13 protein-coding genes are annotated in these 15,838 nt (G+C 36.7%); 5 read left to right on the forward strand and 8 right to left on the reverse strand.

The genetic code is table 11. The features are described from left to right. Window positions 1–84: 84 nt before the first annotated feature. The 5 genes from Q0954_RS20295 to rsmG all read left to right on the forward strand — a co-directional run bounded on the left by Q0954_RS20295 (window position 85) and on the right by rsmG (window position 3,941). Window positions 85–516: a glyoxalase/bleomycin resistance/extradiol dioxygenase family protein gene (locus Q0954_RS20295; RefSeq protein WP_299459561.1), complete on the forward strand. Its 432-nt coding sequence runs from the start codon at window positions 85–87 to the stop codon at window positions 514–516. A 296-nt stretch (window positions 517–812) separates the two neighbouring features. Beyond that, entirely contained in the window at window positions 813–1,343 is a 531-nt protein-coding gene (locus Q0954_RS20300) for a YceI family protein (protein WP_299459564.1), read from the forward strand. Window positions 1,344–1,461: 118 nt separating this feature from the next. Then, complete coding sequence (locus Q0954_RS20305) at window positions 1,462–2,052, forward strand: YceI family protein (protein ID WP_299459567.1); 591 nt, start codon at window positions 1,462–1,464, stop codon at window positions 2,050–2,052. 197 nt (window positions 2,053–2,249) lie between these two features. Then, a complete protein-coding gene (locus Q0954_RS20310) occupies window positions 2,250–3,194 on the forward strand; it encodes an endonuclease/exonuclease/phosphatase family protein (protein ID WP_299459570.1) in 945 nt (314 codons plus the stop codon). Between the two features lie 111 nt (window positions 3,195–3,305). Then, window positions 3,306–3,941 carry a 16S rRNA (guanine(527)-N(7))-methyltransferase RsmG gene (gene rsmG, locus Q0954_RS20315; RefSeq protein WP_299459573.1) on the forward strand — a complete coding sequence of 212 codons (636 nt, stop codon included), beginning with the start codon at window positions 3,306–3,308 and terminating at the stop codon, window positions 3,939–3,941. A 40-nt stretch (window positions 3,942–3,981) separates the two neighbouring features. Here rsmG and Q0954_RS20320 read toward each other — a convergent pair whose 3' ends face one another. The 8 genes from Q0954_RS20320 to Q0954_RS20355 form a co-directional block, all read right to left on the reverse strand. Further along, window positions 3,982–4,620 (reverse strand): TerD family protein, encoded by a 639-nt coding sequence (locus Q0954_RS20320; protein ID WP_299459576.1) that lies wholly within the window; start codon window positions 4,618–4,620, stop codon window positions 3,982–3,984. A 604-nt stretch (window positions 4,621–5,224) separates the two neighbouring features. Next, window positions 5,225–5,785 (reverse strand): TerD family protein, encoded by a 561-nt coding sequence (locus Q0954_RS20325; RefSeq protein ID WP_299459579.1) that lies wholly within the window; start codon window positions 5,783–5,785, stop codon window positions 5,225–5,227. A gap of 216 nt (window positions 5,786–6,001) precedes the next feature. Next, window positions 6,002–6,637, reverse strand: a complete 636-nt coding sequence (locus Q0954_RS20330) for a TerD family protein (RefSeq protein WP_002695831.1) — start codon at window positions 6,635–6,637, stop codon at window positions 6,002–6,004. A 100-nt stretch (window positions 6,638–6,737) separates the two neighbouring features. Beyond that, window positions 6,738–7,298, reverse strand: coding sequence for a TerD family protein (locus Q0954_RS20335; protein WP_299459586.1), 561 nt, complete (start codon window positions 7,296–7,298; stop codon window positions 6,738–6,740). A 124-nt stretch (window positions 7,299–7,422) separates the two neighbouring features. Next, the gene (locus Q0954_RS20340) at window positions 7,423–8,514 is read right to left on the reverse strand and encodes a PspA/IM30 family protein (protein WP_299459589.1); all 1,092 of its coding nucleotides are present in this window, start codon (window positions 8,512–8,514) and stop codon (window positions 7,423–7,425) included. 119 nt (window positions 8,515–8,633) lie between these two features. Continuing rightward, on the reverse strand, window positions 8,634–11,267 hold the full coding sequence (locus Q0954_RS20345; protein WP_299459592.1) for a SpoIIE family protein phosphatase: 2,634 nt from the start codon (window positions 11,265–11,267) through the stop codon (window positions 8,634–8,636). 2 nt (window positions 11,268–11,269) lie between these two features. Beyond that, entirely contained in the window at window positions 11,270–13,111 is a 1,842-nt protein-coding gene (locus Q0954_RS20350) for a TonB-dependent receptor (RefSeq protein ID WP_299459601.1), read from the reverse strand. A 424-nt stretch (window positions 13,112–13,535) separates the two neighbouring features. Beyond that, entirely contained in the window at window positions 13,536–15,734 is a 2,199-nt protein-coding gene (locus tag Q0954_RS20355; RefSeq protein ID WP_299459602.1) for a fibronectin type III domain-containing protein, read from the reverse strand. Window positions 15,735–15,838 lie beyond the last annotated feature (104 nt).

Raw genomic sequence — 15,838 nt, forward strand, 5'->3', positions numbered from 1 at the left:
AAACAGCATATTTTGAAGCTTTCATGCTACAAAGATAACTTTTTAACCAATATTAATATTTTCGCAAGAAGTCTAATATAAAAAATGCAAATCAAAACTTTGACGCCTAATCTGATGGTAAGCAATGTGGCAGAAACCATCATGTATTATAATAGTATTCTGGGGTTTGAGCTGGTACAAACCGTGCCTGAAACTCCCCCTTATGACTGGGCGATGGTGTCTACCGATGGTCTGGCGCTAATGTTTCAGTCGGTAGATAGCATGAAAACCGAGTTTAAACCCCTGGAGCAACAAACAACTGGTGGGGGTTTAAGCTTTTACCTGAGAGTAGAAGGTGTAGAAGGTCTATACAAAAAGCTGAAAGACAAAGTAACAGTTGTAAACGACCTCAAGGAGAGTTTTTATGGAATGACTGAGTTTTCTATACAAGACCTCAACGGCTTTGTGCTTACCTTTGCCGAAAACTTAAACCCTTCGGTAACCACTGAAAGCAGTAAAGAAACTGAACAGAATTAAATGATGGTTGTATAAAACAGTTGATCCCAGCTTAGTTTGCCCCCTTCATTGCTAAGTTTATAAAGTGGGGCAAACCATCTAACTTTCAAGACTGAAAAGTAAGGTGGTTTGAGACGGGAAGGGTAGCCAATAAAATAACAACTTATTGTAACACTTGCTTTGTTGCCTCAAACAGGCTCTAAAAAAAGCATTTACTAAAAAATGCTGGAATGAGTAGTAATTTTATTGTAGATACACTTAATTTGTGAAGCATCATGTTGAGCGGTGTCAAATCTACAAAACATAAAAAAAGTGATATGAAATACATTCTAACCAAATTGTTTTTAGTAGCATTCGTTGTGGGTGTTACCCAGCTAGGTTATGGTCAAATGACCTGGAAAGTAAAAACTGACAAGGCTAAAATTACTTTCAGTGAGTTGGGGTCAGGAGCTGAAGGCACTTTTTCGGGGTTGGATGCTGCTATTCGGTTTGACCCCACCAACTTAAACAAGTCAAGTATTAAAGCGCGTATCAAGGTAAGTACAGTCACTGCCAGTGAAGGTGAAGATCAAGCAAAAGATATTTTATCGAAAGACTATCTTCATGGGGCAAAATATCCTTACATTACCTATGAATCGAACAAAATAAAGAAAATCGACAAAGGTTTTGAGTTGATTGGAAAGTTGACCATCAAAGAAACTACAAAAGTGATCAAAATCCCTTTTGTTTTTACCAAACAAGACAAAACCGCAGTCTTTAAAGGCAAAATAAATATTACCTCCAAAGACTTTGGGCTGGCAGCAGGGGAGGTAGTCATTGATTTAGAAGTACCAGTGAAGCAGAAGTAATAGAACGAATCTTGTTAAATTGTGATCAATAAGTTTTTACATTAAATGTATATACATATATTTGTATCATTCATATATAAAACAAACTCTAAAAAACCTTTACAAACTTATTATCAAAATGAAAAAAGTATTTTTAACATTTGCTACACTTACCTTAGTGGCCACTATGTCGTTGGCTCAAACCAAATGGAAAATGGACGGTGCCCATGCTTGGGTAAATTTTAGTGTAATGCACCAGGGTTTATCTTTTGTCAATGGTAGTTTTAGCAAGTTTGATGCAACCATAGAGGCAAACAGCAAAGACTTGAAAGGGGCTAAACTGACTGCAAGTATAGACCCGGCAAGCGTAAACTCTGGCGTAGAACGAAGAGACAAACACTTAAGGTCACAAGATTTCTTTGATGTAAAAAAATATCCTAAAGCTACTTTTGTAAGTAAGAAGTTTAAGAAAGCAGGTAAAAATAAATACAAAATTGTAGGTGATTTTACCCTGAAAGGAGTAACCAAAGAAATTACGATGGATGCGAAAGTATTGGGTAACTTTGAAACTAAAAAAGGAAGCAAAATGGGCATTCAAGCTACCACTACCATCAACCGTTATGATTATGGAATAAGCTATGCCAAAGGGAAAAATGCCCCAAATGGTAAAGAAGCATTGGCAGGTGATATAAAAATCACAATAAATATGGAGTTTGTAGCTAAGAAATAGTACACTATTCAATTTATAAACAAGGGCAAAGCAGTCAGGTACTGTTTTGCTTTTTTTTATGCATCATACCAGCCCTACCTTTTGAGCTATTATTGATCTAAATTACAGTTTCTATTGTTTAACTTTGTGCTTGTATTCAAAAACTTTTGTCAATATTTGTTCTGGTGAGAATAAACAGATTTTAAAGTAAGCAAAACGTGTGTTACAAAACAGGTAAAAATGCCCGCTATAAAGAATGGTTGTGTTACCTCTTTCCTTTATTTTTGTGTTGGATTCTCATCTACCCACCCGATTTTTTTGCATTCCTTTCGTTACAAGCGCTTGCCTTGCAAATTGTGGTAGGCTGGGGATTGACCATTGTCTTATTCTCGTTTTTTGGCAAAACCCGATACATACCCACGCACTTACTTGGTGTGTTGGGGGTAGTGTGGTTCTTACAGCCTTATGTACAAACTCAGTCTCAAAAACCAGTCAAACTAGCTGATACATTTAAGGTGCTGCACCTCAATGTACACGGACGTAACGCGCAACATACGCAGCTGGTTGAACAATTATTAAGGCAAGAAGCCGATTTGTTGGCTTTGATAGAAGTAAACCATCGCTGGGCTAAAGTACTTAAGAAGGGTTTACACAAACAATACCCTTATGCTTTTGTATACCCAGTAGACAACTTATTTTCGGGCATTGCCATATTTGCCAAATATCCTCTTAAAAATGTTCAGTATATCTTCAATGATGAACCTCCTACTGTAGCGGGTGATGTATTATTGCCTCAAGGCAAAGTTCATTTTATCAGTACCCATATCAGTGCGCCCATTTTGCAAGGACGTATTCCTCGGCGTTATAGCCAAATGGATAAAATAGCCCAACAGATAAAGCAACACCGAGAGAAACCCTTGGTATTACTGGGTGACTTTAATGCGGTTCCTTGGGAACGATTAATCAGAGATTTTAAACAAACTACCCACCTGCAAGGTACCCACACCTCGTGGTTGCCTACTTTTCCTACTTGGGCTTTATGGATGGGCATTCCTATTGACTATATTTTTTACTCGCCCCAATTGTATTGTCAAAAATTAAATACTTTTAAGTATACAGGATCTGATCATGTGGGGTTGGTAGGGGAGTTTGGGCTAAAGTAACAGCAAAAGAGTAGGGTGTTTTTTAATTACTGCAAAAAAAAGTAGAACTTGCCCCTTGGTTTTACAAAGGGCAGCAGGCAGGAGCGACAGCAGCCCATAAAAAGTGGATAAATGGAGAAGTTAGACATTGTATTAAAGTACTTTCCTGATTTGACTGATACCCAAAAGGAGCAGTTCATTAAAATGAATGAGTTGTATCAGGATTGGAACGAAAAAATAAATGTAGTATCACGCAAAGACGTAGATATGTTATATGAGCGTCATGTATTACACTCGTTGGGCATAGCTAAAGTTATACAATTTAAGCCAGGTTCAAAAGTACTTGACTTGGGCACAGGAGGTGGTTTTCCAGGAGTACCCTTGGCCATTATGTTCCCCAAAACCGAGTTTTACCTGGTAGACTCTATTGCAAAAAAAATAAAAGTAGTACAAGAGGTAGTCGCTGGTTTGGGACTTACCAATGTAAAAGCCGAACAGGTAAGGGTAGAAAAAGTAGACGACGATTTTGATTTTATCGTGTCACGGGCAGTAGCTCCTCTCAAAACTTTGCACAATTGGTCGCAAGACAAGTTTTACAAAATGTACAATCACGAACTCAAAAATGGTTATCTTTTGCTGAAAGGGGGCGATTTGACCGAGGAATTGGCAGAAGTAAAACGAAAAAAGAAAGTGTTTGAATTGAGCGACTTTTTTGAGGAAGAGTTTTTCGAAACCAAAAAAGTGGTCTATGTACAAATGATGAAATAGATGAGAAAAGCCGGGTATTTATCCGGCTTTTTTGTAATGCTTATAAATATTTTTGTTGAATAAGAGGGATTGTTTCCTGTATTTTGGATGTTTTGATGGGTTCGCCAATAGTGAAAAACTTCCACTTGTCTCCATCACGTTTAAGTTTGCCCATCACCATAGATACATAACCAGTAAACGAAAATTTAAATGAGAGGTTATACGTAGCAAATACGGCATCTACTTGCTCTTCGTTACCCTCAAAAATTCGGATTTTAGAATAAGGAATTTTGGCAAAATCCTGCCCGTTATAGGAATTAAGATAAAAAACAATCTGATCTACCCTTTTACTTACCTTATTTAGGTTAATTTTAATAATCTCGTTATCCAGATCATCATCTCCATCCCAGTCACCTACCCGATCGTCACCACTATGTACAATGGCGCGGTCTTCGGAGCGCAAGTTGTGGTAATAAATCGTCTCTATCACCTCTTTGTTTTGATCAAAAGTAGTGACACTTCCATCCAGGTCAACGCTTTCTCGTTTTTTTATCAAGCCAAAAAAGCTGGTGTGCATGATTACCCCCCAGTTGAGCCCAATACATACTTCATTCAGGTACTTTCCTTCTCTTTCAAGGAAGATACTACTTCCCTTTTTTAGCAGAATACCGTTGGCATTATCGGTGTTTTGTAAACTCATGACAGTTGTCAAAATTTGTAATATCTATAAAAACAAGTCAAAAAGGTTGAATTTGATTGTGTGGTTTTATCCTTCTGTCAAAGGATAATTAAAACGTTCGATCAAGTGGTAAAATGTTGTGATGTAATAAAAAAACGCAAAAAATGTATGCCCAAACACATTTTTGGACATTGGGTAAGTAGTTTTCTTGTGGTAGGGAGTAATATTGAGTATTTATAACCGCAACTAATAAAAAAGAAAAAACACACGCAACAGATGGCGACAGTTTTTTGTAGTAATGTACCAAAAAAAACTGTTTTCAAAGGCATAGAAGCTTTATTAGGGGTAAAGCATTGGTTACTTCTTAGACGCTACCGTTCAAATTTCCGGTTGTTACAAGAGTATATATGTGTGGTCTTCAAAAATATGGATTTTAGAACTGTTTCCAGCGTCAGGGTAAAAAACGATTTAACTTTAGTTTGACGAATTATTTGGGCTACTTTTAGTAATTTCTCAATATATGCTCAATTACAAAATCACCATAAAATCTGATTAATAATTAGTTAACCTATTGAGAAGTTATTGGTTTTTGATGAATATATTTGTTTGCCAGCTTCCATAAGGTTTAGGCATATGCATCAACATATCCTTGCAAGCCGTGGTTGCTTCCTATACCCGAAGCTACAAAGTTCCAGTCATTATCTACTTTTGTCAATCGCCCGAATTCAATATCGGTATTGACCCCAAACTCTGCGTCCAGATCATACCTTAGTATTTCTCGTTTGGTATTTACATCTAAAATTCGAATATAAGCTTCATCAAGTAAACCAAAGTTATGATGTCGTACCTGTGCTTCGTGAATGCTTACAGTGATCAATATATCAGTAATGTTGGGGTTAATTAAAGGCAAGTTGGCAAGAATCATTTCATCGTCATCATCGCCTACCCCAGTGCGATTGTCTCCAGTATGCTGCAATGATCCATCTGGGGACTTTAAGTTGTTATAAAATACAAAATATTCGTCAGCAAGTAACTTGCCGTTACCAGCCAGCATAAACGCAGAAGCGTCTAAATCCAGGGTGTTACCCGCTTTTACCTCCCAACCCAACCCAATCATTATTTTATCAAGCCCAGGTTCTTTTTTCGATAAGTTAAACCTGTTCCCTTTTTGCAGTGATATAGCCATTTGTACAGTGTTTTGATGTAAAAGTGTGAAGTTATTTTTAAAACCATAATAGCATGTTGAATAAAAATGCTACCTCTAAAGTAACAGGGAGAAAAGGGATGATAATACCCCTTTTGTCATCCCTAATTGATGTTGTTTTGACCACATTTGAAGTTTTAACTGTAAGTTTTTTATGGAAATGCAAAAGTAAGGCATCAGCAAGTTGCACCTAGATGTTTAGAGGTAGTTTTCTTTGATATAAGGAATTGTATCTTGTATTTTTTTAGTAGGGATAGCATCGCCAATGGCCTCAAACTTCCAGTTGTTTCGAGTGCGTATCAATTTACCCAAAATCATAGACACATTGCCCGCAAAAGAAGCATCAGCCGATAAGTTAAAGGTCGCAAAAACATCATCTACCTTGTGGCGGCTACCCTCAAAAATACGAATCTTAGAATAAGGGATATTTGCAAAGTCTTGCCCATTGTATGAGTTAAGGTAAAACACAATTTGCTCAACTTCGGGGGTTACCTTGCCAAGGTTAATTTCAATAATTTCATTGTCTATACCATCGTCTCCACCTGCATCCCCACGAACATCGTCACCGCTGTGGTTAATGGCTCCATCTTTAGATTGAAGTTTGCTATAGTATACGGTATCCAACTCATTTTTATCTTTGTCAAACATAGATACACTTCCGTCAAGGTCTACACTATGAGCAGTCTTTACCAAGCCAAACAGAGCTTTTTTCTGAATAGCCCCCCAGTTAAGCCCAATGCATACTTCTTCCAATAATTTTCCTTGCTTTTCCAGTGATATAGAAGAGCCTTTTTTTAGGTTGATACCTGTTTTTTTGTTGAGTGAGATTCCCATTGATTGCTTGTATTAATTAAGTTAGAGTAATTGTTTGGTGTTTGAAAATCAAGTGTTTAGGCTGATACACCCAAACACTTGATCTTGATAGATTCATCATCTATGCATACGCATCTACATATCCCTGTAGACCTTGGTTAGAGCCTATACCTGAGGCTATAAAACTCCATTCCCCATTTGTGCGGTGAAGTTTACCAAACTCTACATCAGTATTGTTTGTAAACTCGGCGTCAAGGTCATAACGCAAAATTTCTCGTTGAGTACTTACATCCACTATCCGAATGTATGCCTCATCTAACAAGCCAAAGTTATGGCGGCGTGCATCAGCTTCGTGAATACTGACTGTAATTAATATCTCGGTTATATCAGCGTTAATGAGGGGCATATTGGCAAGAATCATCTCATCATCATCATCCCCTTTACCTGAACGGTTATCGCCAGTGTGTTGCAATGACCCATCTGGTGACTTGAGGTTATTGTAAAACACAAAGTATTCTTCAGATATAAGCTTACCATGACTCCCCAGCATAAACACCGATGCATCAAGGTCTACTGAGTTGCCTGGTTTTACTTCCCAGCCCAAACCAATCATTATTTTTTCTAGTCCGGGTTCTTTTTTAGAGAGGTTAAATGTTCCTCCTTTTTTTAGCGATATAGCCATGTAGGTAAAAACTTATTAGGTTAATTAGAAAATAATATGGGTACATACCCATGCTTCTTCCAAATGAGCGTTTTTAATGCCTTTGAGTAGAAATATGAGTACTTATACCAAAATAGGTAAAAGTTTAATCTTTGAAAAAATCGTCTATTTTTTTTTGGTTGGCAGACTTTGAATCATCTTCTCTTGCTTGCTTCTTTTCTGTTGCCTGATCTGAGTCATCGTCGCCAAAAAAGTTGTCAAACAACTCTTTTTTGTTGTCAGCTTTGTTTGAATCTATGGGTACAGTATGAGAGTGCTGGGAAAAGTCTTCGATAATTTGTTGGCTTTTACTAGTATTATCTTGCGGCTTGGTAGGAGAAGTATCTACATTAGTACCATCAAAAAATGAACTAATGTCTACTGTTTTACTGTCTGCTGGGGGTGTTTGCTGCATCAAGGCTTGTAGAAGTGCTTGTTTTTTTGCTTGATAGCTTTTTTGTTGGTTTTGTCCCAACTGTTGTTCTTTGCCAGAGTTTTGTTCAAAAATCTGATTAATTTTTTTGAAGCGATGGGCATCACGTTGTTCTTGTAGTTTTTGTTCTTCAGCAGCAATGCTGTTTTTAAGGTTACTTAAACTGGTTTGATTGTCTAATTGTTCAAACGCTTCATCGTCTAAACTTTGCAAATCATTGACAAGTTTAGCTTCCAATTCTATTTCATTAATTTCGTCTTCAAACGCTTCTAAGTCTGTATTTTGATTAAGCTCTGTCAAATAAACCCCCAACTCTTTTTGAGTTTGGGCGTTTTCAAGTTTAGCCTTCAGTACTACTTCTTTAGAGCGGAGTTCCTCTATTTTCATACGCATTTTCGCTATCTGAGACTCAAACTGGTATACTGTATTAGACACATTGGTGTACAATACTTCATATTGACCAGCTTGTTTGTCAACCAGGTTTTTTTTGCGAATAAGTTCTTGCGCAAGTGTTTCTTGTTGTTTTTTGGTAGCAGCGATTGCTTCCTTGTAAAGTTGAGATGATTTATTTTGGTATTCCTGGTATTTTTGTCTGATATTTTCTTGATTTTCAGACGTTTGATGAAGAGAAGTCTGGGTTTTGATAATGGCATCCTCTAACTCTTGAATGGTAATTTCAATCAGTTGAGTAGGGGAGGTTGTCTGACTTGCATCGTCAGAGTTTTTTATAAATTTAGCAAGGGTTTTGTTAAACTTAGACCACATATAATTTTCAAAAAAAGTAAGTATACCTATCACTACGTAAAGAACTTGCGAAAAGGTTTGCTTAAATTTGGGTTTTCAATACGGCAACAATGCGGGTATAAGCATAAAAAAAGGGTAAATTAAAACCTTACCCCTATTAATAAAATATCATCTCGTTGTTCTGCGCTCCCCATGTGTTTGTCCAGAGCTTGCTCTATTATTTCCTGTTGTTTTTCCATAGGGTGCTGCTGACAATCATGCAGTAGTGCTTCAAACCGTTTGTAGCCAAACTTCTTTCGAGCTTCATTATTTTGATCTACAAAACCATCACTACATAAATATATACTATCTCCTCGCTCTACTGTTATTACTTCTTGTTCAAAATCAGGGTTTTGATACCCAATAGAGTAACGGTTACCTTTGATGCGTTGCATTTCATCGGTGGCTTTTTTATAGTGATAAAGTGGACGTTTGGCTCCACAAAACACTACTTCTAAAGGTGCTTTGCCTTGTTCCCAACTTGCCAGTATCATATCCATTCCGTTTCGATAACCCTTTTCTTTTTGACGTAAAACAGTTTCTACTTCCTTATTCAAGGCTGTGAGTATTCGATCTGGCTCATGAATTTTTTGTAACTGTAGTATTTGATTTAATAAGTTATTGCCTATCATAGACATAAAAGCCCCTGGTACACCGTGTCCAGTACAATCTACCGCAGCCACAAATGTTCGGTTTTCTACTTTTTCAAGCCAGTAAAAGTCACCAGATACAATGTCTTTTGGTCGGTAAATAATAAAATGAGTACCTAGCAGATTACCTGTTTTTTCAGGGTTAGGTGATATAGCATCTTGAATGGTCAAAGCTGCTTGTATACTTTGTTGAATATGTAGGTTTTGATTACTAAGCAAAGTGTTTTTCTGCTCAATGGCATCTCGCTGCGCCATAATTTCTTCTTGCTGTTGGTATAACTCCTCATTTTGCGAGATAATTTCACCATTTTGGTCTTCTATTTTAGTCTTTTGTTTTTGTAGCTTACGCTTGTTTTTTCTGGTTACTATTAAAACCCAAGATACCAAACCAAGTATGGCTGCAATGAGTATGATAATGCCAATGGCATATTTTTGCCTTGCTTTTTGTAATTCAAGCTCTTTCTTTTGACTTTGCTTTTGACGCTCCAGCTCAGCTACTTGTCTTCGGTTTCTTTCTTCCCTGAGCTTTTTTGCCGCTTTTTCGCGTTCCAGTGCAAGCGCTGCATTTGATTTCTCTGCTGCCAGCTTAGCTTCACGAAGCTTTCCTTCACTTATTTGTAAAGCTTGTTCTTGGCGTACTTTGTCTAGCTGAGCTCTTTGATAATTAGCTGCATCCAGTTCTCTCTCTTTTGTAATCAACGCGAGTTGATTTTTTTGCAATTGTACAAGATTATCTTTCAGCGCCAAATCTCGTTTTTGTTGCTCTTGTTTGTCCCGAAGCTCTGCGTATTGGCGTTCCTGTCCCAATACATTTTTTATTCGTTTTTCTTGCTGATCCATCAAAGCCAAGTTGTAAGAAGCTTCTTTCTTTCTTTTGGCTTCTTCATCTTTTAGCTGTCGTTTAAGCGCCAAATAACGAATATTGAACTCCTGAGCTTTTTTGTTGTTTCTCTCTTCTTTGTGTATGAGCGACAACAACTTGTAGCTTGTTAATAATATATTCCAGGCTTTTTTGGGGCGTGCTATAGCAATGGCTTGCTCTACCTCATTTAATGCCTGAAAATTGTTGCCACTAAGATAATAGTTAGAACCCGCATAATTGTGAATCTCTGCTTGCTTTAACTGGTCATTTTGGGCCAATTGAGCGGCTTGCTGAAAATTCTTTTTTGCCCTGTTAAAAGACTCCAGGTTAGTATAGGCAACCCCGGTATTAATTAAGAGTGTAATTCGTTGGTCATCAGGGATGGGGTTAGACTTTTGTCGGATAATTTCTGATGACAAGCCAAAGTAGTTAATGGCTGTTTGTGCATCATCTTTACGTTGATACAAAAAACCAAGGTCATTATATATATTAGATATTTTACTTATATCTTTCTTTTTTTTGTAATAATTAAGCAATGTCAAATAATGCTTGATGGCTTTATTGTATTGTTTGCTAACAGAGGTGATCAAGGCTAGTTTTTCTATGGTATTAATGACAGCCTCCTGCTTTTTTTGTTTGCGATACAAGCCTACCAGTTTTTCATAAAATACCTGAGTGCTGGTGTATTGCTCTAGTACCGAGTAGCAAAATGCTATATTTTCCAGGTTTTGATCCAACCCCGTCAGGTAATTATTTTTTTTGCGTAAATCATACGCCTGCTTTAAATATTGAAGCCCTTTTTTGAATAAATTGAGTTGTTGATAAAACTGTCCTAAATTATCATATATATTGATGAGTTGTATTTCTGCATTAAAACTTTGGGCAAAGCTTTCTGCCCGCAAAAAATAAGTAAGCGCCTCCGAGGTTTTATTGGTAGTAGTATATAGTTGTCCAAACAAGGTCAAGCATTTGATCTTTCCTTTTACAAATAACTGTTTTTCAGATATTTGTAAAGCCGTTTTGCCTAAGCTAATTGCTTGGGTATATTTTTTTTGTTTGATAGCAGTTTCAAACTCGGTATTAAGCTTTAATACCTTTAAAGAATCCTTTGTTTTATCTTGAGCATTCGTTTGACCTTGTACCTGGTGTATTGTAAGTAATAAAAAGCACCAAAGCCAAAGCGCTCGTATGATTACTTGTTGATGCTTGTTGTCATAATTCATAATTAGATACTGATTTTTAATCCTATCAAATACATTCCGGCAATACTATCAGCATAAGCATGTTCTATGGTTGATGTATTCAGAACGTTTCTAGCATTAAAGAAAATACTATTTTCGTTCCAAACTTTGTAATCTACCTTAATATTTAAAAGTGTTTTGGCTGGTATAGTCAATGTTTGGTACTGAGTAGTAATATCATGCTTTCCATAAAAGTATACATTAGCGTTGGCTGTCAATCGGTTAAGCAAGCCATTATAGTTTAACTGAAAACCACCAAATACCTGTGGTGCACCATTTATCTCATTGTTCATAAGTTGCTCCAGGTTTCTGCCTGAACGTTGCATTGTAATAAATCCACCTACTTGAAATTTGTTAAGCCAAACACTTACTTGGGCTGATGCTCCAGCCTGAGTGATAGAAAATATATTAGGTACAGGCTCTTCACTAGACACTGCTACAGTATCAAAAGTAGTATAGTTGTATTCACCTTGAGTATAAAACACCTCAGCAGACGCACGAATTTTTGATAATATTCGTGCATTCCAACCAAACTCTGCCACTTTGTTTTTATTAGGGGCAGCCCCTGAAAGTAACGAATGATGTGCATTTTGTCGTTCTTTACGTACTAGAGGGAGCCCTTCGTTGTAGGTAAAGCTTCCATGTAAGAAGTGAGTACCTAACTTATAAGATGAACTAAGTTGATAAGATAAATAAGGTGTTTTTTGTTGTTCATATATGTCTCCTCTTACCGATGCGACAATACGTAAGTTACGTATAGGATTTAAATCTGTCTTAAAAAATGCATAATAATTTGTCAATGTTCTTATAGAGTCAGGGGTTTCTATCGAAGAGCTTTTGCCTCGAAGAAAACCAACCTCAGGTTGAATCAACACACCCTTGTACTTTAGGCGATAGTTAAGCGATGCAAGAAATTGATTGATTTGATAGTGATTACCATCATAGCCTATAGCATAATCACGTTTTCCTTGTTGAAAAGAACCATTGAAATGAAAATTATGTACGTAAGCATTGAGGTTTACGCCGTACATATTTGAGCTTCTTTGAGCAAGAGCCAATGTATCATCAGAGTGAATCGTTTGCGCCTGAGAACTTTGATAAGACAGCTGAGTGGTTACAAAAACTTTTTCTGAAGGATTGTAAAATACATAAGCATTGGTTCCTATACGTTCTTGAGCAAGTTTGGTGTTCAGGTTTGTTTCTATTACATCATGTTTGTAAAACAATAATGAGTCACTTTGTATATACCTATCTTCGTTGAGTAAATAATAAGGGTCTTGAGATCGCTTGACTGAGTGATAATTAGTTGATAAACGAAATCGAAGCTTATCTGATGCACCAAAGCTTAAAGATAGGTTATTAAATGAAGAAACATCTCTGTTGCCTTCTTGTATATTTTGGAGTGATACACCTGCTTGAGTATTTATATCAACTTTCAAGTCATTGTCTTGTACGGTTTGCGTGAAAATGTGTATGACTCCTGTAACAGCAGTAGTACCAAAAAATACTGTAGAAGGTGTACGTATTACTTCAATTCTATCTACCTCATTCACACTTACAGGTAAAGCTTCCCACATCACTCCTCCAAACAAATAATCAAACTGAGGCACATGGTTAATCATTACCATCAATTGACCATTTTTCATATCTTGTAATAATCCACCAGAAGGAGTTTGGTTGCCTCGCATGTATACTTCATAGTTGCCGTTGGTTTTTTGATTTACCCACAAGCCAGGAGCAAGTCTAAGTGCTTCAGCTATGTTGGTTGCACCTGTTTGTTGAATCATCTTACGGCTTATAACAGTAGCCGATACAGGTGAAGTCATAAATGCCTCCAGAGTTTTAGTAGCTGAATAAATCTGTTCCTTTTTTAAACCTTTGACTTTTAAGTTCAGCATATCCTCAGCTACGGTCAGTTGCAAGCCCTTAGTGGAGTCAGGAGTTTGTGCGAATGCAATATTGCATGAACATAAGAAACATATATATATAATAAACCTTTTCATTCTCTTTTTTTTGTGACCTAGATGTGCTTTTTATTGGTTCTATTGATGATTGATTAAAAACTGCGACCTTCTATAATAAGGGTTTTGATATACTTGTTTATTAGGTATCTTCGCCCTTATTTTATTGATAAATAACTGGCGTTGATATAAAACAACTGTAATCAACAAAGGTAGCTTCAGTAGCTTCTCTTGACTTGTTGTCTTATTTTTTATGTACTTCATCATTGTTCGTTTTTCGATTGATTTTTTAAAAACTACAGCCTGTCATAGTGTATATAGCCGAATAAAATGCCTCTTTTGATGTAGCTAAATCTTTAGTGTTATAGTTGAATATAAACACCTCAGTAGTGGTACCACTTATTACTTCCTTTTTTATATTATTTATTGGTAAGAAGCCTCGGTACTCGTTTTCATCACGATGAATGCTACCTGTTGTCCAGTTATCGCGATTGGTTGCTACAAAAAAACAGAGGTCAGGGTGAATAGTAGCATAAGGACTAAGTTTATCATCGTATTGGTATTGTCTGATAGAAGTCCCTCCTTGGTTTTTTACCTCCACCACATTCCCTTTAGTATCATAAGTATAGTCAAACCTTAACGTTAAGTTCATTAGAGTCTCATCAGAGTATATGCTCCAAGAAGTACGTTGATTTTGGGCATTGTAAGAAAATGTCCATATTTCCTTAAACGTACCAAAACCATCATATTGTTTTATAGAAACCAAACTTCCACCACTATATGTATAGGTATGTGTATGAATGACCGAACTATTATATGTATACACTACCTTTTGAATGCTCCCATCACCATTATAAGTAACAGTATTTTTTGCATTTGGTAGCTTAGGGTAGTTAATGCTGATTAGTTGACTTTGAGCATTATAAGTAAATGTTTGTTCTTCTGTAATAGGAGTACCATTTGAAAAAAACTGAAGCCTTGAAACTTTACAAGTGTTGCTGATACAAGCATCTACCTGAATAGTATTAGAGTAATCTGATACTTTTGTAAGGCGTTTAGACCTCAAGCGATAAAAATAAGTTGCTTTAAAATCCAGCCCTTGAATCTTATACGATGTCCCTGCGACTTCCTTGCCATTATATCCAGTTACTATATTTACAAAGCCAGCATCAGTTGCTATATCCAATAAATACAAGTTAATTCCATCTTGAGATTGCCAGTTGGCGGTAAACTCAAATATTTTTTGACCAGAAGCGGCAGTAGCTACAGGTGCTGGTAACAAATCAGTAGTAACCTTTATAGCATTAGAGTTTTCTGAAGTGGCATTTAGGCCTTGAGCCCTTACTCGATAGTAATAGCTGGTGCTGGCATCTACAGATTGTACTACTAATTCAGTACCAATGATGGCTACACTGTTGTATGCAGGTAATATTTGCGAAAAAGCAGGGTCAAGCGCCACGTCTAACAAGTAAGAGGCGGCATTATTTACAGGGTTCCAGTGTGCTTTAAAGCTACCACTTTCTATCAAGGTAGCTTCAGTAGCTACAGGAGCGTCTAAGTTGAGCGTGTTAGCTATTGTGATATTTGAGTGATTAGAGGTTGACTCTTCATTTACTGCCCTTACTCTGTAGTAATAAGCGGTATTTGCGTCTAAGTTGGCAACAACCAAACTATTGGTTGTAACCTCTGTATTATTATATCCTTTGAGTATTTGTTGAAACAATGCATCTTTTGCTACATCTATTCTATAAGAAACAGCTTCAGGCATTGCTTTCCAGTTTGCTATAAAGCTTGTTAATTGTATATTGGTAGCTGCCACTGTCACAGGTTGGGGCAAAGTACTCGTAAGCACTGATTGCACATTAGAATAAGCAGAGTAAGATTCAGATTGTTTTATTCTGATACGATAAAAATAAGTGGTGTTTACAGTTATATTACTTACCAGAAATGTAGTATCATTGCCTGCTTCCCTGTCTTTGAAACCTGGCAAAAAGTTGGCAAATTGACTGTTAGTAGAAATATCAAGCAAGTAGGTACCAGCAACAGGCATTTTTTTCCAATGAACCCTAAATCCGGTAGCAGTCACTTCGCTGGCCTCATATACAATGGGAGTGTTAAGCTCAGCAGTAGTAACTTTGATAATATTGGAGCTTTGGGAGGTTTGGTTAGAGATCTGAGCTCTTACCCTATAATAGTAGGTGGTATTGGCTTCCAGGTTAGTTATAATTAAAGCGTTAGACTCTACTTTTTTACCTTTATAATCACTAAGTATTTCGCCAAAATTTTCATCAAGAGCTATATCTATTTCATACCCAGTGGCTCCTGTTACACTTTTCCAGCGAGCAGTGAACCCTACTGCGTTAACTTGATCGGCTTCTTCTGCTACTGGAAGAGGCAGAATGAATTCTTTTTCAAACAACGCACAACTACATAATATATAAGTCAGACAAAAGGTCATAGTTAACCCTTTGATGTTAAATAGCATCATGTTCCTAATTTTAAGCTTTGATGGTTAATATTTATGAAATCTAAAACTTTGAGTAGGGTTAGTTTAGCTGCCGGTATGAAAAATTACTTAACCTGATGTTGTGC

It is taken from the genome of uncultured Microscilla sp., assembly GCF_947493425.1.
In the GTDB taxonomy this organism is placed as follows: domain Bacteria; phylum Bacteroidota; class Bacteroidia; order Cytophagales; family Microscillaceae; genus Microscilla.